We start from the raw sequence: 24318 nt of genomic DNA, 5'->3' as shown, positions 1-24318 counted from the left end.
CCGGTCCATCCGGGCAACCCTCGTCGCAACATCGAGGGTGAGTCGCCTCATTTTGTGGGGGGACATACAGTCTAGCGATGGCTATTTTCACTGGGCCGCGAACCTATATCAGCCCTTCCTGGTACGTGACGAAGCAGGAGAGAGGCGAGGCCGTACCGACCTGGAACTAAGTCGCGGTGCATGCCTACGGGCCGGTCGACTTCTTCGATGATGCCGATCGACTGCTGGAGGTAGTCACGCGAGTGACCGATGCGCATGACCACTCGGCGGGCAAAGACCGCTGGGCCGTCTCCGACGCCCCTGCCGACTTCATCAAAGCGCAGCTTAAGGGGATTGTCGGTCCGCGATTGCAAATTACACGGCTCGAAGGCACGCGGAAGATGACTCAGAACCGCAACGCAGCGGATCGCGCCGGCGTGATTGAGGGCTTGTCCAAGAGCGACCGTGACGAATCTCGTCGAGTGGCTCACCTCATTCGGAAGGGATAACCAACCGCACGACGGGTTGTAAACGATCCCTTATCACTTAGATTTTCTCCATTTCCTCTATGGCCATTGACGTCATTCTCGCGAACACTCCGTCTACTGCCTTCGTCTGATTCCGCTTGACGCCCTGCGAGGCTCACGACGTTTGCAAAGAGCCTCAAACCGTCTTGAATCTGGCCGCTGCGGTCAGATTCAGATTTTCTGACAATTCGCGACAATCTGCGGTCGCTCCCACACTCGCCGACGGGACAGCAAGAAACGCGAATGTTTCACATTACGAACGTCACGCGGCTCGCTTCTGTCACATTGCCTCCCGGAGCACCCCTGCTCGACGTCGAAATCGAGCCTAAGACGTTCAAGACACCTATTCCACCCGATTCACGCCCTCCGGCGCAATGGGCATGCTGAACTGAAAGATCGCCCCGCGAGGATCATTCGGGCCCGCCCACATCCGGCCCCCATGCGCCTCAATAATAGAATGGCAAATGGCCAGTCCCATGCCCATGCCCTCGGATTTGGTGCTGTAAAAAGCCTCGAACACGCGGTCTGCGCTGTTTGGATCGAGCCCTGGACCCGTATCGCGAAAACTGACCAATACGCTATTCGCACCATCCGTCCGGGCACTGATCAGCAATTCGCGGTCGCCTTCCTTGATCACGCTCATGGCCTCGATGGCGTTCGTGATCAGATTGAGGATCACCTGCCGCACCTGAACGCGATCCGCTCGAACGAGCGGCAAAGCCTCAGGCCGTAGGGTCTGCACCCACACATCATTTTTTGCCAGTTCCGCGTGGACTAGGGCCAGCACCTCTACGATCAATTCGTCAATCGCAAGAAGCTCCGTTTGCATAGGAGCTTTATTCATAAGAGCGCGGATCCGACGGATCACGTTTCCTGCGCGCATACTGTCACGGACAATCAAACCGAAGGTCTGCCGAACCTCTTCCAGATTCGGCGGTTGAGCACCGAGCCAATTTAGCCCTGCCCCTGCATTACTGCTGATCGCGGCAATCGGCTGGTTGACCTCGTGGGCGATCGAGGCGGCCAGCTGCCCCATTGTCGTGATCCGATTGGCGTGTGCAAGGCCCATCAGAGTCTCGCGATAACGCCGTTCGCTCTCACGGGCTTCCGCTTCCGCTCTCTTTCGCTCTGTCAGGTCCAGGACGAAGCCAACACCTTGGTCGAGTTGCGCATCGAACGTGGCGAGGCCAATTAGCACTGGCACGCGACTGCCATCTTTGCGGACGTACTCTTTCTCGAACTGCTGAACAGCTCCGGTTCTTTTTGCTTCTGTCCGAGCACCCAATGTGCGCTCGTGCCATTCTGGAGGCGTCAGGTCGAGACCGTTGACTCGGCCTGCGAGGAGATCTTCTTGGTCGTATCCAACCATCGTGAGGAACGCTTGATTTGCCTCGATGATCTCGCCCCCTTCGTGAATGATAAAGATTCCGATGATGTTAGCGTCCAGCAAGCGCCGGATTTTCGCCTCCCGTTGGTGAACTTCGCTGTACAACCGGCTGTTTTCCAGGGCTGTTGCACCTTGAGAGGCAAGCATTTTCTGCAATGACGTTCGGGCAGCCGAGAATATGCGCGGGGCGAGATTATTCTCCAGATAAAGTACGCCGATCAGCTTGCCCTGCGTGATCAGTGGCAGGCAAAGAATAGAACGTGCTTTGCGCTCGCGGATATAAGGATCTTCGGCAAATGAAGGCTGGGCGACAGCATCTTCGAGAACCACGTTTTCGCGGACACGTAGCACGAAATGCAGCACGGATTCGGGAAGAGCCATCGGAGTTACGGGCTGTTCATCCACCTTTACAACGAGGGCATCTGCTACCGTTTTGCCTTCCGCTTCGATCCGTGGCTCGCCGCCATGCAGCAGAATCAACAAACCTCTTTCGGCGCCGGCCTGCTCAATGGTAGTCCGCATAAGCTTGTCAATTAGCTTCTGAAGCACAATCTCGCCGGAGATCGCCTGCGACACTTTGATCACCGTCGCCAGATCAAGATGCTCAACCGGAGCTCCGATCGTCATGCCATTCACGGCGAGAGGGGCCTCCTGATGCATGAGATGCGGATGCAGCTCCTCGAGTTGACGCACCTTACCATCCGCTCCCCAACGAAGGTAGCCGCGCCGCGCGTCCTGCAGGTAAACCCGGGAGATCCTGCCAAAACCGCGTGCAGCATAAAAGCGCGCTGCAAGTTCACAAGCGATCCCCTCGTGGTGGGGGAAACCGTTACGTCCTGCGGTTTGGATTGAGTGTTCGTACAGTCGCATTGCGTCTGCATCCCGGCATTCTAACCTCGCAATTTCAGCGCCGACCAAGGCAGCCCGATTCTCGAAGTTGTCGGGGCAATTCGTCGCCCATGTCTGCAGTTGCCTGTAATGGGCATCAATGATATCTCGGTGCGGCTGTTGTTCGCCTTCGCCCAGCCTGTCGCAATAACACGAGTGAGACAGCGCACCATAAAAGTGAAACTCCGCGGTCAAGGGCTCTGTTGGTATGGTCCATAGTTTGGGCTCGGCCTTCGAGCGAGCCTCAACAGCCGCAGCATAATCGCCGGATAGGAAGCGCGCCTGAAGTTTGCGGATCCAGTAAACGGTTTCGCTAGGTGACTCCGGACTTCCTGCCAACGATCGTTCAACGTCTAGCTCGTCAAATTGTTGGTCGTCGAAGCAACCGAGCGAGCGCGTGAGGCCGCGCATGGTTCTGACGATTGCGAGCTGAGCGGCTACCGCCTCAGCAGCAAATTGTACCTTTCTGTTCCGGATCGTAGCAGCGCTTTTCTCTAACTCGTTCTGTACCTCTTTCAGGTGATCTCCGGCCATCATCATACTTCCGGTTAGATGGACGGAACTGTACGCCTCATAAATGACATCACCGCTACTGACCGCGGCTTCGAGGGCTCGCCGGATCAAAACTCGGCCGTCTCTAAGCGGCTTCGTCCACGGGATCACGGTGCCTCCGACGGCCAAATAGACGTGAGCCCGAAAACGAGAGAACTCACCGCGATCAACCAGGTCGCAAGCAAGACGACCAAATTTATCGGCCGCTTGGTAGTCACCGAAGCGTCCGGCCGAGATTCGGCCTAACCATGCGTAATGGGCGCAGGAAGCATCAGTGTTGCCGTATTCGAGGCTGATGCTGACCGCTCGGCAGATCACTAAAGCGGATAAATTGGCGTCCGTGAAACCTGCAGCCGGAAGAATCCGCGTCAACACGGCGAGCGTGGCAAGCGTGGCCTGTTCTGTCATTCGAGGCAAACCAGCAAGATCCTCGATTGCGTCGGGCAGCTGTGACCACATCCGCTGATATTCGGCCAGCATTTCCTGGTCTGTCGGACGCTGCGACCACTCGATCCCGACGTCGCGAAGATATTCGAGACCTATGAGCACTGCCCGGCCGTGCTGACCTAGCGTCAAGTAAAGATCGACCCGCAAACATGCGACCGTTGCTCGTTGTGGCCCGTTCAAAGCTCGCTTCGACAGTGCGGACAAGAGACGCTCTGCAATCTCCAGCTGGCCTACCAAGAGTTCGCATTCGGCCCGGCTGGTCTCGAGTGCGAACGCGAGCTCGCGGCGCCTTTGCCAAGAATTGGGCGCGAGCAGCGCAGCACCGACGGTGAAATATGTGAGCGCCGAGGCGTAGGCCGCCGACGCCCTGGCACGCTGCCCTGCCATGAAGTTCAACTCGGCGAGCTGCTCTCGCTCCTGACCGGAAGCGATGAGCGCGACGCCTCGATTGAGCTGACTGACAATGTCGAAGATGGCCTCTTCGCGTTTGTGCGCAGGGATGTGTGCCGCGAGCATCCGACCGATCCGCAGATGGGAAGGAGCGCGCGAGGATTCCGGCATCAGCAAGTAGGCCGCCTCTTGAACGCGATCGTGGACAAAGCGGTAGGCTGTCCCATGCCGCACGATCAGTTCCAGCCGGATTGCCGGCCACAGGGTCGCGTGCACCTGTTCCTCTGAAATTTCGAGCACAATCGCAAGCTCCGCCGTTCCGGCGATGTTGCCGAAACAGGCCAGCTGTTGCAGCGCTTCCTGCGTTTCCTTTGGCAGCCGGATGAGCTTGCCGAGCATCAGATCGACGACGTTCTCGGTGTACGCTTTTGCGTGAATTCGCTGCAGATCCCAACGCCAGCGCGCCGACACGTGATCGAACGTCAACAGCTGCTCTCCGGCTAGTTCGGACAAGAATTGAACGGCGAAGAACGGATTGCCCATCGTTTTCTGATGCACCAACTTCGCAAGCGGGGCAGCGCGCTTTGGTCCGCAGCGAAGGGTATCCGCGACCAACTGCCCGACGTCCTCTGCGCTGAGCGGCGATAGCGTGATCTCCTGTAGATTTAGGCCGGCTCTCCCGATGGACTCGAGCTTGCGTTTGAGCGAATGATCTGCATCAACTTCGTTGCTGCGGTAAGCTCCAATAAGCAGCAGGTGCAGATCCGGCTGGGTCAGCAGATCCTCGATCAGGTCGAGTGTTGCGGCGTCATACCACTGCAAATCATCGAGGAAGAGCACCAATGGATGGGTTCGCCGGGCGAACACGCCAATAAAGCGACGAAACACGAGCTGGAAACGGATTTGTGCTTGACGGGCTGGAAGCTCAGCAACCGCGGGCTGCTCGCCGATAACCAGGCTCAGATCGGGGATCAATTCGACGATCAGCCGTCCATTCCCAGCGAGCGCCTCCCGGAACGCTTGCCGCCAGGTCGCGAGTTCGCCCTCACTTTTGCTGAGAAGAGGACGCACAAGGCTCTGAAAGGTCTGCACTAGTGTCGCATAGGGCACATCGCGCTTCACTTGGTCGAATTTGCCTGATGCCAAGAGCCCGCGATAGGGCACGAGTACTTTGTGTAGCTCCTGAACGAGCGAAGTCTTACCGATGCCGGAATAACCGGCAACCAGCACCAACCTCGGCGCGCCGCTCTTCACCGCTCGATCGAAAGAGCCAAGCAAGGTCTCGATCTCGCGGGCTCTCCCATAGAGCTTCTCGGGGACGATCAACCGATCAGGTGTGTCGTCTGCGCCAAGTTCAAAAGGCTCGATGCGACCATGGTTGGCCCATGCTGCCAGACAGTGTTGCAGATCGTGTTCAAGGCCAGCGGCAGTCTGGTAGCGTTCCTCGGCGGTTTTCGCGAGGAGTTTCATCACAATTTGAGAGATTGGCTCCGGGACATTTTGCGATTTCTCGAGGGGCGGTGTTGCTTTTCTTGCAATATGACAATGAATCCACTCCAACGGGTCTGAGCCCGTGAACGGCAGCGCGCCGGTCAGCATCTGGTAGAATATCACGCCAAGTGAATAGAGATCACTGCGAGAGTCGACTGAGCGATTCATTCGTCCGGTCTGTTCGGGCGCCATGTAGGGCAGCGAGCCGGCGATGAACTCGGCAGGCTCAGGCGGCACCCGCTCGCGCGAAAGACGGGAAGCCAGACCAAACCCAGTGAGCCGCACCTGTTCGTCCGGGCAATTGACCAGAATGTGAGCGGGTTTCAGGTCCTTGTGGATCAAGCCGTGCCGGTGAAGCTTGCCCACGGCCGTCGCGATTCCAACGGCGAGGCGCAGGAAGCGCTGGGGCTCCATGCGGGCTCTAACTAAGTTTAGAAGCGGCTCGCCGCATGGATCCTCCAGGACCAGCATGGTACGACCAGATTCCCGGACCAGTTCCAATGGGCGCACCGCCCATGCCTCGTCTAGCTCCTCCCTCAGCTCCCACTCGTGGACGAGGCGGTCGAGCGTCGCTGGGTGTTCCGTGATCGGCCGCACGACAAGCACGACAGTTCTGCTGCCATGGATGAGCTGGCGCCACGCACGGCAGAACGCGCGATCACCATCCTCCCACAGAGGCTGGAAGTCGCTGTCGAGATTTGAGCCGAACAAAGTCCGACTGAGAGGGTCCCGCGGCATTTGGCCACCCAGACTAGGAAGACGCGAGTCAAAATCTGACACATAAGGAACGCAATTGTGAAGGGGCTTCACAAAGAACGCCACAGGTCCGGATCAAGGCCGCCAAAGAATTCGTAGCAGGCAAAATACGACGGACGCACAGAGCCCGATCATGTCGATCGACCGCAATCCTGCCCCCAGGCTGGGGCCCCCAGCATGGGCGGCGGCTCCCGATCACGCAGCGTGTGCGCTCGGAAATATAGACCGGCTCGTGGCCGTTACCTGCCACCAGCGAGCCGCTGCCCGACGTGCAGCAGGGCTCCGGATAGCCGCTCTCGATCAGGCCATGACATGTGAAAGCCGATCGGTTTGCCCATGATCGAGGCAACGCGCGAGTCCAGGCAAGAGAAATGCCGCCGACAGGCGCGGTGCAATTTGCGAGATCGACAATCATTCTAAGCCCATTTCGTTAGGTGCAATGCAGTCATCGAATCTGAACCGCAGCATCAAGCGGCAGATATGCGAGCCAGTTTGAGCCAAACCGTGCCGATAGCTGTTCTGAGGATTCCTGCTTCCATTTTTCGAAAGCAACTGACCCGCGACAAGGCACTCCTTATGCTGATACAGAGCCCGTACAGGCCCTCACTCATCGGAGTGCCGGGCGCCGCCGTTCGCAGGAGGGGATTGCCGGCCATGTCGAAGCCGAGAGAGCAGCGAGAGTTCCCATACTTAAACCGGCGTTCAAGCGCGGCGGAAGCTATCCCACAACGGTCAAGAGAATTGCAACGAAGATGAAGAACAGCGGAACGCCTTCTCCTCGCCACGCGCAACGTAACAACATTTATCGCATTCCCTGCCAATTCCGCACTGCACCTTGTCGGACTTTGCCAACTCGACATCGCACAACGTGACGCTACGTACAATTCAAGCTCGTCGCCCTCGGTGTGGAGTAGCAGCCGGCCACTATTGAGTTTGGCTGCGGAGCGAGCCTCAGTTTTGCCATGTGGATTGCTTCATTGGAGGCAGCATCGCCACGGATGTACTGGCGATGTGGGGCGAACCCTGCGCACTTCTTCTCGAAGGAGTGCGCCGGGCCGCTTTGATGAGCTGCGTGGGAAGATCAATGAGCTAGTGGGGCGAGTGCTTCTAGGCTGACCGCTCGGCTCGCATTCTGTGCTATCTTGCGGGGTTGAGTAGATAAGCTTCGAACAGCCTGTTCGCCACGAACCTATGATGCCGCCAAACCGGTAACAGAACGATACCTTTGAACCGCCCCGGGTTTGCCGGAGGCTCCAACTCCTGAGAGGATGGAGCCATGACAAGCAAGACCACGAACAAGCTTTCGCCTGAAGTCCGCGACCGTGCGGTTCGGATGGTTCTGGATCACGCCGGCGAGCACCCGTCGCGCTGGGCGGCAGTGACCTCGATTGCGGCCAAGATCGGCTGCACACCGCAGACGCTGCATGACTGAGTCAAGAAGGCGAGATCGACAGCGGGCAGCGGGCCGGTGTCCCGACTGAGATGGCCGAGGAGCTGAAGGCCCTGGAACGGGAGAATCGTGAGCTGCGGCAGGCCAACGAGATCCTGCGCAAGGCAAGCGCTTATTTTGCGATGGCGGAGCTCGACCGCCGGTCCAAGCCATGATCGCCTTCATCGACGATCATCGTGGGGCGCATGGGGTCGAGCCGATCTGCAAGGTGTTGCCGATCGCCCCCTCGACCTACCATGCCCATGTGGCCAAGCGGCGCGATCCCGCCAAGCTGTCGGCGCGAGCCAGGCAGGACGCCGCGCTGAAGATCGAGGTTCGGCGCGTCTTCGATCAGAACTTCTCCGTCTATGGCGTGCGCAGGTCTGGCCACAGCTCAAGCGCGAAGGCTTCGATGTTGCCCGTTGCACGGTGTCACGACTGATGCGGGACATGGGCTTGCAAGGGGTAATCCGCGGCAAAACCGTCAAAACCACGATCAGCGACAAGGCCGCGCCATGCCCGCTGGATCACGTCAACCGCCAGTTCAAGGCGCCAAGGCCGAACGTTCTCTGGCTCTCCGACTTCACCTATGTCGCGACCTGGACCGGCTTCGTCTACGTCGCCTTCGTCATCGACGCCTATGCCCGCAGGATCGTGGGCTGGCGGGCCTCGCGCACGGCGCACGCCATCTTCGTTCTCGATGCGCTGGAGCAGGCCCTGCACGATCGCCGACCGGTCCACCGCGGCGGGCTCGTGCATCACAGCGACAGGGGCAGCCCAATACGTCTCGATCAAATACACCGAACGCCTGGCTGAAGCTGGTGTCGAACCTCTGTCGGCAGCGTCGGAGATTCCTATGACAACGCTCTCGCCGAAACCATCAATGGTCTCTACAAGGCTGAGGTGATCCATCGGCGCGGGCCATGGCGCAGCTTCGAGGCCGTCGAGTTCGCGATCCTGGAATGGGTCGACTGGTTCAACAACCGGCGGCTCCTGGAGCCCATCGGCAACATCCCGCCGGCCGAAGCCGAGCGCCGCTACTACGCCATGCTGGAACAACCCGCCATGGCGGCATAACTTAAACCAAATAGCCTCCGGCAAACCCGGGGCGGTTCACCTTTGCTGGACGAGCCATTGTTGAGCTGAGGTAGGAGGGCAATTGCACTGGCTTTGCCGAAGCGGTCGACAGCCGGGCAGCGAATGGGCCTCTCTAGTTAGATTCACCACCCATCTTGGGACAGGCGCTTAGAAGGAAAGGACTTGAATCGCACCTTGCGTGAGGTTGTACGAAGCCGATGCAAGATGCCCCCCCAAGCTCGCTAAAGACGCAACTCACAGGCGCTCTGACGAAGCAAAAGAGTTCATGTGCTGATGCCGCTGCTACTCGTTCTAATTTCCATCTTCCTTAGTACAAGCGCGATAGTCTACGCCGTATGCCGGCGAGCTCGGCGCATGTATAGGCAACATCGCGCGAATTCGCTCAACTCACGGCCGCGTATCCAACTACCAAGACGGCGGGCATTCTAATCCAGCCGCATAGTGAGGGTCCGCCGCCTCATGCAGCCTCCACTCGCGAGTGGCCCGCGGGGACGCGCCCCCATGCAAGAGCGAACGCCTCACTTTCTGGATTCGGTGCTTCTCAAACGGCTGCTGATTGATTATCGATGCCGCGGGCCTGTTCCCACGGAACGGAGGAGAGACCCGAAAGCCAGTTCTCGACCACTCGGGCGCTTTTTGTTAGACTTTCTTGGTAATGCATTACGCGCTGCGAACGGCTGACCCGGTCACATCCCTGGGAAAGTCTCACAGATTTGCAATGCGCGAAAGCTCCTAGGCAGGCCACGGCGATCAACCAGCGGTCGTCCTAGCACGGTATTTCTACTATAATTGCAAAAGTGAGGCTCTTATCGTGACCAAGCGCACTGAACCGCGGACGCAAGCCGCAATTGTCGAAGGGCCGGAGGTGAGACCGAGCGTGTTCGTCGTCGACGACGACCTCTCGATGCGCGAATCGCTGGTCAACCTATTTCGTTCCATCGGTCTAGATGTCGTTGCTTACGGATCCGCCCAGGAACTGCTCCACAGCGAACTTCCTGATGTTCCTAGCTGCCTTGTGCTTGACATCAGACTGCCGGGATTGAGCGGACTTGAGCTCCAGAATGAGTTAGCCAAATTGAAGGTTCATATCCCCATCATTTTCATCACCGCTCATGGCGATATTCCGATGACCGTCAAAGCGATGAAGAGTGGAGCAATCGATTTTCTCAGCAAGCCGTTTCGCGATCAGGAACTGCTCGATGGCGTCATCGCTGCTATCGAACAGGATCGTAAAAGACGAGGTGTAGACAAGGTAGTCAAGAGGCTGCAGTCCTTGTTTGAGGCCCTAAGTCCACGGGAGCAGGATGTGTTGAGACTTGTCGCCACCGGTCTATTGAACAAACAGGTCGCCGCGGAACTCGGGCTCGCGGAGATCACGGTCAAAATCTACCGCGGGCACGTGATGAGGAAGATGGGCGCTCGATCGCTAGCCGATTTGATTAGGATGGCTGAGAGGCTGGGAATTGGGACCGACCGTCTCAAGGTACAAACCTAAGTATGATTTTACAATTTCGTCGTACACGCGCACCCTTCAGCTGGCCGCTATGCTTCGGCCAGTGCCTTCGCCGAACGAGGACGGGTGGTCTTGTCTAAGTATTCAATTATCTCCGTCGTCGACGACGATCCTTCAATTCGTGCCGCACTGAACAATCTTTTAAAATCGCAGGGCCACATCGTTCATACGTTTGCATCGGCTGAGGATTTCTTGCGGTCGTCTCAATTGAACGATACGTCCTGTGTCATTACCGACGTGCAGATGCCCATGATGAGCGGCTTTGAACTTTTGGAACGGATGCGGGCCCAGGGCCACGCTGCGCCATTCATCTTGATTACTGCCTTCGCGGATGATCGCACGCGAGCCCGCGCGTTGAAAGCCGGCGTGACTGGCTTTTTTCCCAAACCCTTTGCCGGTCTGGAGTTGATAGCCTGCCTCGATAAAGCGCTGCACGAGCATCGTGACGGAACGGACGCCTGAAAGATGGGGAAGCAATCCGGACCAAGCCGCAACCTGCACGGCGCTTGCGATGTCTATCAATGGGCGATTACCCGCGCTTACAGCGTGCCAGTGGCAACCAACGCCTTTCCATCTTGCCGCATTCATATCGCTGTTATTCCGCTTTCGAAATCCCGTTGAAGCACTTGCAACATCGGTCTCCTGACAAGAAGCCCCTGTATGATCGCGCAATCCGACGAGGCGATGCCCCCTTCCCTTTCAATGACGGTGCACACCACCCTCGCAGCGGCAGGACGGTTTGCGAAGCGGTCGAACGTTTGCACCGACAGATTCGCCAACCTGTGTCCGACCCCAGCAACCCGAAGCACCCGAAACTTACGCATCCGTTGCGGCTGGCCGATGCGATCTCAAGCCATGCCTTTGTTAGCGAACGCATTCACGCCGCCGACACAACGGTCCGGTCCCCCAAAGCGCTCGGCTTGGACGCGCGATGAGCCCGCGTGCCGGACCGGATCCGCGGCGGCGGTGTCCTTTCTACTCGCCGCGACCGTGAGCGTGAGCATGCAATACACGCTTCCGGCTGGCGGGCTGCGTTGTCGCCGGGAGCGCGTCCGCGCCTCTGGTCACGATGACATTTTTCGGCCTACATCCTTCCCGTTTCCAAAGCTAACCGGGTGGTATGCGCCAATTCTTCGATCGCGCGCGACTGAGCAATCCTGGGGTCGGGAGCGACTCTGCGAGCTGCTTATCTCAGTTCCAGAATGAGGTCCGCCGAAGGTGACCTCGTTGGCGCGGAAACTTGCGCTCTCTGAACATCGCTCACTTGAACGCAATTGGTCATCCGACCAAGTACGATCTAAGTAGGGCCTACGCCGGATGCACACCAATCAACGAGCTTCAGCAAGAGATGGCACTCCACTCGCGCAGGCGGTTGCACGCCTGGTCCTGATGAGCCTGTGCCCATCACACGGGAGCGGAGTTTGTGAGGACCGCAGTTGTGCAGCAGCAATCCAGGCCGAGCCGTTTACAAGGTGCAGCAGGAATCATTCCGGCGGAGCTTTGCGAGGAAAGTCGTCTCGGGACCGGCGGTTCACGGCGTGAGTTACACGAAACCGAACGAGCATCTCAATCACGAAGCGTTCGTTCTCGGCTTTTGCTCTAGAACTGCTGAGCACCGCTATCCGCATGCGCGCATAGCGCCCCATCTTGGCGTGCCCGAGTTCAGTTTTAGAAGCCCCCATTAGCGTAAGCACCTCGTCGTCAAGGAGGTGACGGACCAAACGTCGATTGTTCTGGGCCAACAGAAGAAGCCCGACGCATCTGCCGGGTCTGAGATGCGTCGGGCTGAGTGGGAGGCTGAGCGCGACAGCCTTCCTCCCACAACCGCGCCTGCAAGTAGTATGCCGCGCCCGTTCTGCTACACCGGCATTTCCCAATTCGATATCTTTTCTCTGCCGCAAAGTTCCCTGAGGCAACAGACACGCTCGGCCCACAGCTAATTCTTCAAGGCCTAACACGCTGGGCTTATTCCCCTCCCAAAAGCTCCCGCCATCACCTTTCGCTTGGAACGAAAATGAGGCAGAAGAAGCGAACAATGGGCCGCCGGCTCGTCAACAACAGATATTTAGATGTTTGATACATTGCTATCCGTAACTGGAACGATCGTCCCGAGCTCGCGCGCGACAAAGGCAAGCGATCGAGATCTAAGCTTAGATTTCGCGAAAGGTGCGCTCATTGTTTTGGTGATCGTTGGGCACCTGATCCAGTACGTCATCTATCGAGACGACGGGTTTTGGTATTCGCCCTACTACAAATCGATCTATATGTTTCACATGCCACTCTTCATGGCGATAAGCGGATATCTTTCTTTTCGATCGCTGGTTCAAAAGTCCTTCGTTGGAGCCGTCAGCGACCGTGCGAAGCAGCTTTTGCTGCCGATGCTGTTTTGGTGGGCGTTAATGGAGACAGCTAAGTTAGCGGCATTGTGGCGCGCGACCAGCCTAACGAGCGGACTTTGGGAACTTGTAGACGATCTCGCCGGCACATACTGGTTCATCTGGGCCACGTTATTTTCCTACCTTCTCCTCAAGATTTTTACCAAACTCAGCCACCGATCTTGGGCCGTATCTGGCTCAGCCATACTGGTCGCACTCGCGCCTCTGACGTTCTCCATATCCCCTCTGATCAGATTCACTTACCCGTTCTTCTGCTTGGGATTCTTGCTTGCCGATTCGAGAGAACGATGGACGAGCACATCGCGAAATCACAAGCTGCTCCTGATTTTCTTTCTTTCGATAATGACTTGCGTATCCTTTCTAGCTTGGGGCAAGGACACTTATGTGTACAATAATCTTGGGGTCATTCACGATTTTCGGTCGGCCAAAGACGTGCTTCTGATGTTTGTTGGCGCTGCAGCTGCCTCGGCAATCGCTATCGAACTCCTGCTGCAATGCTGGAGCTTTGGCCATTCAAATCGAATTGCCCGGTTTATCGCTGTGGAGCTGGGTCAGACCACGCTGCTGCTCTATCTCGTCCAGGGTACCGTGTTCCGTCTCATGGATTTCATACAGTTCGGAGACTTTTGGGATCTCACGACGCGGTTGATCATCGCGGGTGTGCTCGGGGCCGCCATCGTTGCGATCGCGCTAACGGTCCGCTCCATCGTTCGCGGCGTTCCATATCTGTCTCAGCTGGTCCTTGGAATGCCACCACGCGCGGGGCTCCCGCAAGCCAAACCTGCAATGAACTAGCTGTACTTTTTTTTGTTTGAGTGCGGCAGAGTGTTGCGACGTCATCGACTAATCCGGATGGTTGCGAAGATTGGCCAGCAGTACAGCATGCCGAAACGGTCCTCGACGTGCTCACCCATACCAATAATGCCGCCGCAGCAGACTTTGGTGCCCTACCCACGCACGCGTGAAAGAGTGTCGCTGCGATCCTGCAAGGTCCGGGTAGTGATGATGCTGCGGTAGAACTCCGGAGAAGTGTCCACGTTGTGATTGTAGAAGTCGAGGCCGGCGTCGGCGAGCCGTTCGGCTTGCTTTGCGTGAGCATGCCGAGCGTTGCGCACTCTCCATATCAACACGTTTAATGGCAGCAATCATGTCGCAGACCTGATCGAGGTCGCGGTCCTTTAGACTGCGCCAGGCCGCAGCCAGCCAGAGGCGAGTCGCGCCGGCGGCCTTGGCGCGCTGCGCGGCGGCGACCACATCAACGCGATCCAGCAAGCGAGTTGCCTTCAGGCCAGTGTCGTAATGCACGCTCTGTGCACAGTAGGCGAAATCTTCAGGACAACCGCCGGTCTTAATGCTAAGCAGGCTTGCGGTTTCGACGTGATTTGGGTGGAAATCGCCGCGATGAACGGTGTGGGCCTGAAATAGGAGGTCAGCAAATAGAAGCGCGTAAACCCTTCCGCCGCGGCACGTTGCCAGGCGGACCGGCGCGCTGTGGTGGCGCTATTGCCTTCGCCTTCCACAGCATCCCCCGAGACTTTCGCTCGATCATACAGACGATACCGTCGTGCGTAGCTCCGCAAAGCAACACTCTTGCCCGGGATTAAACGGGAATAATCGCCGAGTTGCGCCCGGGATGGCGCCCGCATCAGCCTAATAGCCGCCCTCTCATGCAGGACCTCCTCGCAGATCGAGGCACGCGCAACAACATTCCCCGACGCGCCTCACTAAGGCAACCAGCCTATGCGTGGTTGCGCCCCATAGGATCGTTTCCTGATACAAATGTGGTTTGGCCGCGCCACATGTATAACGGAGCGACGGATCTAATTTAATTCGTCACCGACCGTGTGCTCGTCGCCCGCTGCGCACATCCCCCTGGACTCTCCAAGATGATCTGCGGGAAACAGCAGAGTACTTTACCGCCGCTCGACTTTACACCGACGCGGCGAGATCCGTTATGACCCGGCACTCACCTGCCCAAACAGAATTGCCGCTTCAGACGGCCCGAGCCCGACGATGCCCACGAAAGCTGCGGAAGGCATCGGAATAACCTGACGTGTCGGCCTCCAGAGATGCAAGCAATAGCGACTATTGTTCACATACTGCGAACGAGGAGGATGCAGCTGCATCACGCATTCCTCCTGATCCCAAAACAGATCTTTGACGAGGCACATTTCGTCCCAATTTGGAGAACGCCGTGGCGTCGACACTGAGACATGCTCCCATCCCGGACGGACGAAGCCGATGATCTTGAGTTGACAGCCACAAGGCCCCTGCACGTAGAAGAGACCGGAAGGACCAGATCCCGGTGCGGTGGCGAATCGGCCATCGCGTACGCGCCCCGCCTCGAGTCTTTCCGCAATTTGTTTCCTCACGCGTTCTCCTTGTTTCGAGAGACAGAGTTGACTCCGGCACCACACGTGTCGTCCGACACTTCCATCGTGCGGCTGCTACCCGGCATGGCCAGTCCCAGATACTCCTGATCACCTGCACCAACTTACCTGGATGAAGAACATCGGTTCTGTCCGGAATCGTCCACTCAAAGATTTCTGTTGTGTTGGTCTTTCGACCGTAATTATCATTTGTATTTTCACGTCATGCGTGACTTGCTGCGAACTTGCCTGACTCACACGATCCGCGCAGACAATCTACGCCGGTTTGGCTACGCAAGCTGCCAGCAGGAGCTTCCGCTCGCCTCTTCGCCTTAACAAGTCCGTAACGTTATGGCGTTGAGCTAACGGTGTTGGTGCAAGATGCCACAATTCGACTGAAACGCTTCATAGCCAAAATGGCGGCGGAAGCCAATTCGCGTGGCATGATCCGGCCATCCGCTAGTTTGTCACCCAAAGACACGTGGCCGGCTTCAGCAGATGATGCAAGGCGACGTCGATGCTTCGACAGTTCGTCGAGCGAGAGGCTTGCAATTTCGCTCTTGCGACGATCTGACGGTGGGCTTCATCTCATTCCTTCTCATGTCCAGGGTTAGCCGGCTTGTCGCCTGAGACACCGTCAATGCGTCATCTATGTGGCCGACCAACCTTACTCACAATTGATTCACGGCCAGAGGCTCGGACGCGCGGACCGCACTTTTGAACAGCCTCGCTCATCGGCGTTACCGTATGAGGGCGTTTCGAAGTTCAACCCGAGAGCCGTCCCACGGAGAGGCTTCCGCGCCGCGATCGCGACGCATTGACCTTCGATGCAACGATCGCTCCGACGGCGATCAGAACTGCCCGTCAACCCCATTTCTCTGCTGCCCCTCCGCGAGGCGGGCCAACTTATCATATTCCTCAGCGACCTTGAGGAGCCTGCATCTGGATGTGTCGTCCTCGAGCGACTCCGCTTTTACTCGCGTCGCTTCCGCACGCCCTCGCCAATGTTTGGCGTCGGAGAATGGCTTCTTCTGCTTCATGCAAAAGACGATGCAATATTTAGATCAACAAAATGCGACACATGACCTACGTAAGATCCCGTAGGCTGGCTTTCGCAAACGCACCTCATTCGCCTTCATCTACCGTCCGCTCTGTCGATGTCTGAGATGCGACCAAGCCACTCGCAATAACCCCAAGCGAGTCGAGTAATCTTCACTACGGTCTTCTCGGTTGAGAACGCCCACTTGAAAACATCGCGTCAACGCAAAATGATAATGGAGATTGGATTCGCGTCAGGTCCCCGTGCCAAATGGGCGACTCTCAACATAAGGGCTTGAATCGGACGTAGCGTCAGATTGTAAGGTCTTCATGCCGCTGGCGAGCGCGCCTAGCCGTACAACAGCTTCCGGGCGACAAAATTGGTGTGATTTGGAGCTCAGACTTGAGAACGCCCGCGGTGGCCCCAAAACGCCTCAGTTGAGGCGGGCTCGGCGACTCGTTGCAAGATCTCGGGATGAACCGGCAGAACCGGTTTCTAAGATCGAACAGCATCGCCGCGTGGCGATTGCCGATTTGAGATATTGCTCACGGCGGAGGTCGCCGTCCGGAGATCAGCGCCTTGCTGCTCAGAGCGGAATGAAAGTTGGAGACGGCTTTAGCAAGTGGCCGGATGAGCCGGCGCTTCGTGAAGCCGCGGTCAAGATCGCGACGGAGAGCCCTTTGCCGGATGCGCTTGACGATCGTCTCTCAGCGTTCATGTGCCGATGCTCGCCGTGATCCGTCCGACGTCGGTTCCAGAAGCGCACCGAGGCGGCGCGATCGAAGGCATTGTCGCCAGAGATGCGTCAACTGGTCGCTCACGCCGGAACCCCTTCGGGTGCCTGGGCGGCCTCCGGGCCGGTCTCGATCGTGGTTTTCGTTTCGCGGACAGGCGACACGGCCTTCGGAGTATCAATGCTTCTGCAGCAATGGCTACCAAGTAGTCGTTCAAGTGATGACCACGTAGCGCACGAGCTCTGACCTCAAGGGAACTCTCGATCTATGCTTTGCCCGAAATGTCATACAGAAAGCTGGTGCGAGGTCGCAATGCACGATCCCTGGGCGGGCCGACCAGTGATCACCTGCAATGCTTGTGGTGAGCATGCCGAGTACGATTGCCTCCAGCGCAAAACGGCGCACGAGATCATCGCTGCTACGTTGGCCTGTAACGTGAGCGGAGAGGAGCAGCGCGCCCCGCGGGCGGCTGCTAATAGGATTTTGGATGCGCTAGAGAATGCCGGTCTAACAATCGCTCGCGCCTCAAGATGAGGGGCGGGAACGCCGATCGGCGCCCCCTACGAAGGCCTTGGCGGCCCATCAGAGAGGATGGCCAACTACGCTGCTCGTTCCATGAGACGTCTGATTGCCTCCAGAACCGTCGTCTTTCGCTTCGGCCGATCTGACGTTGCAGATCCCAATAGCAACTCTTTGATACCAACCACGATTGTAGCAAACACGCCAATCTGGACCCAAGCCGCGATACTCAACGGGACCAGGGCTGAGCACCGCTTGATGGCCTTTCCAAACGTATGACGGCCAGGCAGATCTTCCCACAGGTATCGAACCCGCAATGATCGTTGACCTGACGTGGCCTGGACCTGGTGGCGCCTTTCGAGGTCGATAGCTCAAAGTTATCGAGAACAGCGAAGTCACTGTTGGTGCCCCAGAATTCGGCTCACTCACGAGAATAGCGCGCTCCCGTCTAATCTTGGTTCCTATTCCGCCCGGCCGCCGCGGCTCCACAAAGTCCCGGGAACAGCCCCATTAGGATCGTGGGAGCGGAAGCTCGGCTGGATAGGCCGAAGCCAATTCGCACACACGCGAGAGAGAGCCTTCTCGCCATGGACGATTGATTCCGGCGGCGAGGCAGCTCCTATCCCATGGACGTTCCAAGAACTTCAGGGACTCGCTGGTCACTCGTCGTCTAGCGATGAGTAGCCTCACAGCTCGGCGTCGCTCTGCGCGCACAACTCAGCGGACCTGAGCTGCGCGATTCCGCAGACCACGAATACCGAAAGCCAGCTGATTTGGTAAAGCGCCTGCCGCCCTCCTCGCTTCGCGGCTGGCTGCCGGCGAACAAATACGAGTTTGACATATTCACGCGATTAGCCCCCAGGGGGATTGAACCGCACGTAGCGTCAGATTGTAGAGTGCGCAGCTAGTTAGCATCAATCTTCGGCCGCTTCAGAATTCCTGTGGGCTAAAGCGGAGCGCGATCGCGTGCGATGAGAGGTCTTCTGCCAAAGCGGCTCGAGGATCGCGCTGAGTGCGAAGGAAGCTATTTCTGTTCTGTCAACGAAACTCGCCGAGCCGTATGAAGACACCATCGCTCACATGTAAGAAGGACCAATCCACCATTGGAGGCTTCGAAAGACGTTTGCGGGCACCGAGTGCCCAACGAGCCGCCGGGAGATTGTGCGCTGTCCCGGAGCGGTAATGTGAGAAGACCCGATAAATCAAACAGGGTCTTGCTCGTCGATCACTGTGAGGGCCAATGCCGGGCCATTGTTGGCTTCAAGAATGGCGATCCTGGAACGGCGTATATGTGCGGCGAACCCGTTGTGAGGGGACCGCGCCAAAAGCTGTCATCATGGTGCGCTTATCACTATGCCCGAATGCACGTCATGCCATGGTCGGACGGACGCGGCGTCCTTGAAAGAAAGCAGACTAGATGACCAAGAGGAGCGCGCGCAGCTGCTGGCCTTCGGCAGCGCCTATTGCGGCAGCAAGAGAGATGCCGGTACTCCGCGAGCTGGATCTGCTCCACATGCAGGCCCGACAATTGCCCCAAGGCCGAGCGCCGCTCCAGGCAATGAGACCTGACGAACGAGTGTTGAGAGCTCATGTGAGCGCCTCCGAAAGGAAATGATGTGCAAGTCTAGACCCCGCGAGCGACCGAAGATTTGATCTCGGCCTTGATTGAGCGCAACGCTGCGTTCGAACTCAATAAACGGGCGATCCACTTCGAGGGTGTGCCTCTAAGCTTACGCTGCTTTTGTCGCATTCGAGCAGGCGGCGCGTGGTCAAATACCCAGCTCGACGCCCTTAGCGCGCAGCTCATTCCAACTCTTTCTCGGAGGGGCTGCAAATCAAGTGCGATAATTGAGATAGAACGCGATTGATCCGTCACTCCGGGTTGGTTTCCCCGAAAGCGGGCTCAAGAACCGGGACCTTGCCGCCGTATCGATAACAGAAGGGGCGCTCGGGATCAGCTAACCGTTTCAATGACACCGGCTGCGCTCAAGCCGCTTTGTTCACGCACATCCGGTCTTCGCCTGTCCATAGTACCGCCGTCGTCCGCGCGCTAGACGCACCATTATTGTCCACTCCGAGACGCACTCGCGCGCAATGAACCGCCAGATTGTTTCCGCAACTGAATTCGTCGTAAGGGGGCAGAGCACACGGCCAGTCGCGATAATCTCCCTTGAGGTTTGGTAAAGCAGGTGCACCTGCCTCATTCATGCATTTGCTATGAACTCAAACCGCACAGAGCCAATATGCGCGCCTTCAGAGAGCGAATTTCTAGGCTTTGTTGGCCCGGCTTGCGCGCAGTTGCACTGGACGAACAGCAAGACTGGTAAGCTCTCAGGTAAGGACAAGAAATGAGGGAAACTCCCTGGCTTGACGCGCGAGCTGAGCACCGAGAGACTGTGGGAGCTTCACGGCCAAACGGTCTGCTTACCCCTTAGCTGCGCCGCAATTCATTGGTCGCACCTAAACGATAGAGAAGCGCCTGACGAAGGCCAAACGAGATCTGCCGGACTACAAACTTTCGTATAGTCCTTCAAAACCCTTTCGCCGTGGAAGGTTTACCTCAGTACAGTTGAGCAATCGACGCAATGCCTGTAGAGGGTCCACACTTCGGCAGATCGAGAGCGTGACGCTTCCGCATTGGAAGAGCCAGACGCGATTGACGCGTCGATCGGGGAACGACATTAACCTGCGCAGAGAGATGACTTGTTAAACCACGAGAGCAAACGGCGGGTCGCTCTGATCACCGGCGTGACCGGCCAGGACGGCGCCTATCTCGCCGAATACCTGCTGTCGCTCGGCTATGTCGTGCACGGCATCAAGCGGCGTTCGTCCTCGTTCAACACCGCGCGGGTCGATCATCTCTACCAGGACCCGCATGTCGGCAACGTGCCGTTCCTGATGCACTACGGCGACATGACGGACTCAAGCAATCTGATCCGCCTGGTGCAGCAGATCCGGCCGACCGAGATCTACAATCTCGCCGCCCAGAGCCACGTCGCCGTCAGCTTCGAGAGCCCGGAATACACGGCCAATGCCGACGGCATCGGCGTACTCCGCCTGCTGGAAGCAATCCGCATCCTCGGCATGGAGAAGGAGACGCGGTTCTACCAGGCTTCGACCTCCGAGCTCTACGGCCTCGTCCAGGAGATCCCGCAGAAGGAGACCACGCCGTTCTATCCGCGCTCGCCCTACGGCGTGGCAAAACTCTACGGCTACTGGATCACGGTGAACTACCGCGAAGCCTATGGCATGTTCGCGAGCAACGGCATCCTGTTCAATCACGAGAGCCCGATCCGCGGTGAGACGTTTGTGACCCGCAAGATCACGCGCGCTGTCGCCCGTATCGAGGTCGGGCTAGAGGAGACGCTCTATCTCGGCAATCTCGAAGCCAAGCGCGACTGGGGCCACGCGCGCGACTACGTCGAGGGCATGCACAAGATCCTGCAAGCCGACAAGCCCGACGATTTCGTGCTCGCCACCGGCGAGATACACTCGGTGCGCGAGATGGTCGAGCTATCGTTCGCCCAGCTCGGCCGCCGCATCGCATGGCGCGGCGCAGGCGTCGAGGAGACCGGCGTGGACGAGACGAGCGGCAAGACGGTGGTGAAAATCGATCCGACCTATTTCCGCCCCACCGAGGTCGATCTGCTCGTCGGCGACGCCAGCAAGGCACGCGAGGTGCTCGGCTGGAAGCCGAAGCGGAGTTTTGCGGAGCTCGTCGCGGAAATGATGGCGAGCGACCTGGCGGACGCCAAACGGGATGGGGCCGGTGGCAAACGCACGGTTTGAGCTGAAGGGCAAAAGCGTCTACGTCGCGGGTCATCGCGGCATGGTCGGCAGTGCGCTTGTGCGCCGGCTCGCACGGGAGGACGTGAATCTCGTGACGGTGGACCGGCGCGAGGTCGATCTCTGCAATCAAGCCGCCGTGTTCGACTGGTTTGCGCGCGTGCGGCCACAGGTGATTTTCCTAGCCGCTGCCAAGGTCGGCGGCATCGTCGCCAACGCCACGCTGCGCGCCGAATTCATCTATGACAACATCGCGATTGCGGCGAACGTGATCCATGCCGCGCATCTGAGTGGCGCCGAGAAGCTGATGTTTCTCGGCTCCTCCTGCATCTATCCGAAGCTGGCTCCGCAGCCCTTGCGCGAGGAGTCGGTGATGTCCGGTCCGCTGGAGCCCACCAACGAGCCCTATGCGATCGCCAAGATTGCCGGCATCAAGATGATCGAGGCCTATCGCGCGCAGTATGGATCCGACTTCATCAGCGTGATGCCGACCAATCTCTACGGCCCTGGCGACAATTATCATCCCGAGTATAGCCACGTGGTCGCCGCCCTGATCCGCCGCTTCCACGAGGCCAAGGTTTCTGGCGCGAAGAATGTCGTCGTCTGGGGCACCGGCACGCCGCGGCGTGAGTTCCTTTATGTCGACGACATGGCGGATGCCTGCGTGCACCTGATGAAGACCTATTCGAGTGCCGAGCTGATGAACATCGGCACCGGTGAGGACATCACTATCACCGAATTCGCGCGTGTCGTTGCCGAAATCGTCGGCTACCAGGGCGAAATCAGTTTCGATACCTCGCGTCCCGACGGCACACCGCGCAAGCTGCTCGATGTCGGCCGTCTCGACAAACTCGGCTGGCGCGCGAGAACATGGCTTGCAGATGGAATGCGGCAGACCTACGAGACCTTCTTGTCGCTATCGGCTACATCGGGACAAACGGAGTAATCATGCGCTGCTAGCCGCTGACGGGGCTCATTGTCCGTCCAGAAAGTTGCTTTAGGATACTCCCGGAGAATTCGACAGGGCTCCACGCTTTTCTTGGAGCTCGCGCGCCTGCTGGTGACGCAGGCCGGATGGAGGGCCGGCACGGCTAGCTTGGCCGATACTAGCGAGTGAATTGGTCAGGCGCGCCTTCCGGCCCGCTCTGTGTTGAACTTGAGGTAAACTGATTAGCATGTGCGGAATTGTTGGCATCTTGGGGCGCGGTCCGGTCGCGGATCGACTCATCGATTCACTAAAACGACTGGAGTATCGCGGCTACGACTCAGCAGGCATCGGAACGCTCAAAGGAAATCATATCGAACTTCGACGCGCCGAGGGGAAGCTGCGGAACCTTGAGACGCGCGTTCGCTGCCATCCACTCTCAGGCCATGTCGGGATCGGGCACACGCGCTGGGCTACTCACGGCAAGCCGACCGAGCACAATGCTCATCCGCATGCAACGGACAATGTTGCGGTCGTCCATAACGGCATAATCGAGAATTTCCGCGAGCTGCGCGCGGAGCTGAAACAGCATGGCGCTTGTTTCGCCTCTGAAACAGACACGGAGGTGGTGGCACATCTCATCGACTCTTATCTGAAGAATGGCTGCTCGCCGCAGGACGCAGTAAAAGCGTCGCTGCCACGGCTAGTGGGCGCGTTTGCGCTTGCAATCCTGTTCAAAGGTCGACACGACCTCATGATCGGTGCGCGCAAGGGCTCACCACTCGCGATCGGGCATGGCGACGGCGAAATGTATCTCGGATCGGATGCTATCGCGCTCGCGCCCCTTACCGACTTGATCACCTACCTTGAGGATGGCGATTGGGCTGTGCTCAACCGCAACTTCAGCGTGGTCTACGACGCACAAGGCACAGTCGTCCGCCGGGATGTGGTGAACTCTGGCGCGTCGTCGGCTCTCGTCGATAAAGCGAACTACCGCCACTTCATGGCGAAGGAAATCCACGAACAGCCAGAGGTGATCGGGCATACGCTTGCCCATTACGTCGATACTGCCACCGAGAGCGTGGTACTGCCGCAGGAGCTTCCGTTCGACTTCAATGAGATCGGACATATCTCGGTCACGGCTTGCGGTACGGCCGGCTACGCCGGCCACATCGCCAAATACTGGTTCGAGCGGCTGGCTCGTATTCCGGTCGAGCTCGATGTCGCCTCCGAATTTCGCTATCGTGAGGCGCCGATGCGCAAGGGAGATCTTGCTATCTTCATCTCGCAGTCCGGCGAGACGGCCGATACGCTGGCTGCGCTCCGCTATGCCAAATCGCAAGGTCTGCATACCCTCTCGATCGTGAACGTACTGAGTTCGACCATTGCGCGCGAAAGCGGGACAGTATTGCAGATACTCGCGGGGCCCGAAATTGGCGTTGCCTCGACCAAGGCGTTCACATGCCAGCTGGTCGTCCTGGCGGCGCTTGCGGTCGCTGCGGGTGAGGCGCGCGGTGAATTGTCGGAGAGCGCCAGCATCGATCTTGTACGCGAGCTGATCGAACTTCCTCGGCTAATTAGCGCGGCGCTTGCCAGCGAGCCACAGATCGAGAAGCTCGCACGCGACATCAGCAAATCGCGTGACGTGCTATATCTTGGTCGCGGCACGTCGTTTCCACTGGCCCTGGAAGGGGCACTCAAGCTTAAGGAGATTTCCTATATTCACGCCGAGGGCTATGCGGCCGGAGAGCTCAAGCACGGCCCGATCGCCTTGGTCGACGAGAGTGTTCCCGTAATCGTCATCGCTCCTTCCGACCGGGTGTTCGAAAAGACCCTCTCGAACATGCAGGAGGTCGCCGCACGCGGTGGCAAGATTATCTTGATAACGGACGTCAGGGGAGCCGCCGAAGTGTCCATGGATTCGCTCGCGACCATTGTGCTGCCGGAGATGGGTGCGACATTTACCTCGATAGTCTATGCGATTCCGGTGCAGCTCCTGGCCTACCACACGGCCATCCTCATGGGCACGGACGTCGACCAACCCCGAAACCTCGCGAAATCGGTAACCGTCGAATAAGGCAAGGTGATGCGAC

At 58.2% G+C, this 24318-nt stretch carries 8 protein-coding genes, 3 pseudogenes and 1 other annotated feature; of the genes and pseudogenes, 8 read left to right on the top strand and 3 right to left on the bottom strand.

What is annotated here, in order from left to right; genetic code table 11:
• Positions 1 to 74 precede the first annotated feature (74 nt).
• Positions 75 to 488: pseudogene (locus AC0L3K_RS33850) on the top strand (FMN-binding negative transcriptional regulator); the annotation flags it as partial.
• Positions 489 to 849: 361 nt separating this feature from the next.
• On the opposite strand, the gene AC0L3K_RS33845 reads toward AC0L3K_RS33850, so the two are convergent.
• Positions 850 to 6399, bottom strand: a complete 5550-nt coding sequence (locus AC0L3K_RS33845; RefSeq protein ID WP_473367640.1) for a trifunctional serine/threonine-protein kinase/ATP-binding protein/sensor histidine kinase — start codon at positions 6397 to 6399, stop codon at positions 850 to 852.
• A 1294-nt stretch (positions 6400 to 7693) separates the two neighbouring features.
• Here AC0L3K_RS33845 and AC0L3K_RS33840 point away from each other — a divergent pair.
• The 4 genes and pseudogenes from AC0L3K_RS33840 (at position 7694) to nolL (ending at position 13648) form a co-directional block, all read left to right on the top strand.
• Positions 7694 to 8923 (top strand): annotated as a pseudogene (locus AC0L3K_RS33840) (IS3 family transposase).
• Positions 7977 to 8093, top strand: a sequence feature (AL1L pseudoknot). (Overlaps the previous pseudogene by 117 nt.)
• An 832-nt stretch (positions 8924 to 9755) precedes the next feature.
• Complete coding sequence (locus AC0L3K_RS33835; protein ID WP_473367639.1) at positions 9756 to 10439, top strand: response regulator transcription factor; 684 nt, start codon at positions 9756 to 9758, stop codon at positions 10437 to 10439.
• An 84-nt stretch (positions 10440 to 10523) separates the two neighbouring features.
• Entirely contained in the window at positions 10524 to 10919 is a 396-nt protein-coding gene (locus AC0L3K_RS33830) for a response regulator transcription factor (RefSeq protein ID WP_473367638.1), read from the top strand.
• Positions 10920 to 12526: 1607 nt separating this feature from the next.
• Positions 12527 to 13648, top strand: coding sequence for a nodulation factor fucose acetyltransferase NolL (gene nolL / locus AC0L3K_RS33825; protein ID WP_473367637.1), 1122 nt, complete (start codon positions 12527 to 12529; stop codon positions 13646 to 13648).
• Between the two features lie 51 nt (positions 13649 to 13699).
• On the opposite strand, the pseudogene bioB reads toward nolL, so the two are convergent.
• Together bioB and AC0L3K_RS33815 are read right to left on the bottom strand one after the other, a co-directional pair.
• A pseudogene (gene bioB / locus AC0L3K_RS33820) lies at positions 13700 to 14373 on the bottom strand (biotin synthase BioB); the annotation flags it as partial.
• A gap of 432 nt (positions 14374 to 14805) precedes the next feature.
• Entirely contained in the window at positions 14806 to 15225 is a 420-nt protein-coding gene (locus AC0L3K_RS33815) for a DUF7694 domain-containing protein (RefSeq protein ID WP_473367636.1), read from the bottom strand.
• A 4992-nt stretch (positions 15226 to 20217) separates the two neighbouring features.
• Here AC0L3K_RS33815 and gmd point away from each other — a divergent pair.
• From gmd to glmS, 3 genes are all read left to right on the top strand, one after another.
• A complete protein-coding gene (gene gmd, locus AC0L3K_RS33810) occupies positions 20218 to 21303 on the top strand; it encodes a GDP-mannose 4,6-dehydratase (RefSeq protein ID WP_473367635.1) in 1086 nt (361 codons plus the stop codon).
• A complete protein-coding gene (gene fcl / locus AC0L3K_RS33805; RefSeq protein WP_473367634.1) occupies positions 21284 to 22246 on the top strand; it encodes a GDP-L-fucose synthase in 963 nt (320 codons plus the stop codon). Before gmd ends, fcl begins: the two co-directional genes overlap by 20 nt.
• Before the next feature lie 229 nt (positions 22247 to 22475).
• Positions 22476 to 24302, top strand: a complete 1827-nt coding sequence (gene glmS / locus AC0L3K_RS33800; RefSeq protein ID WP_473367633.1) for a glutamine--fructose-6-phosphate transaminase (isomerizing) — start codon at positions 22476 to 22478, stop codon at positions 24300 to 24302.
• Positions 24303 to 24318: the final 16 nt, after the last annotated feature.

The organism is Bradyrhizobium sp. MI1.10, from assembly GCF_055811035.1.
This window is presented reverse-complemented; position numbering and strand designations above follow the sequence as displayed.

Excerpts from the sequence above, each read along its gene's own strand:
- glmS (WP_473367633.1), top strand. The coding sequence starts at position 22,476 with ATGTGCGGAATTGTTGGCATCTTGGGGCGCGGTCCGGTCGCGGATCGA.
- AC0L3K_RS33845 (WP_473367640.1), bottom strand. The coding sequence starts at position 6,399 with ATGCCGCGGGACCCTCTCAGTCGGACTTTGTTCGGCTCAAATCTCGAC.
- nolL (WP_473367637.1), top strand. The coding sequence starts at position 12,527 with ATGTTTGATACATTGCTATCCGTAACTGGAACGATCGTCCCGAGCTCG.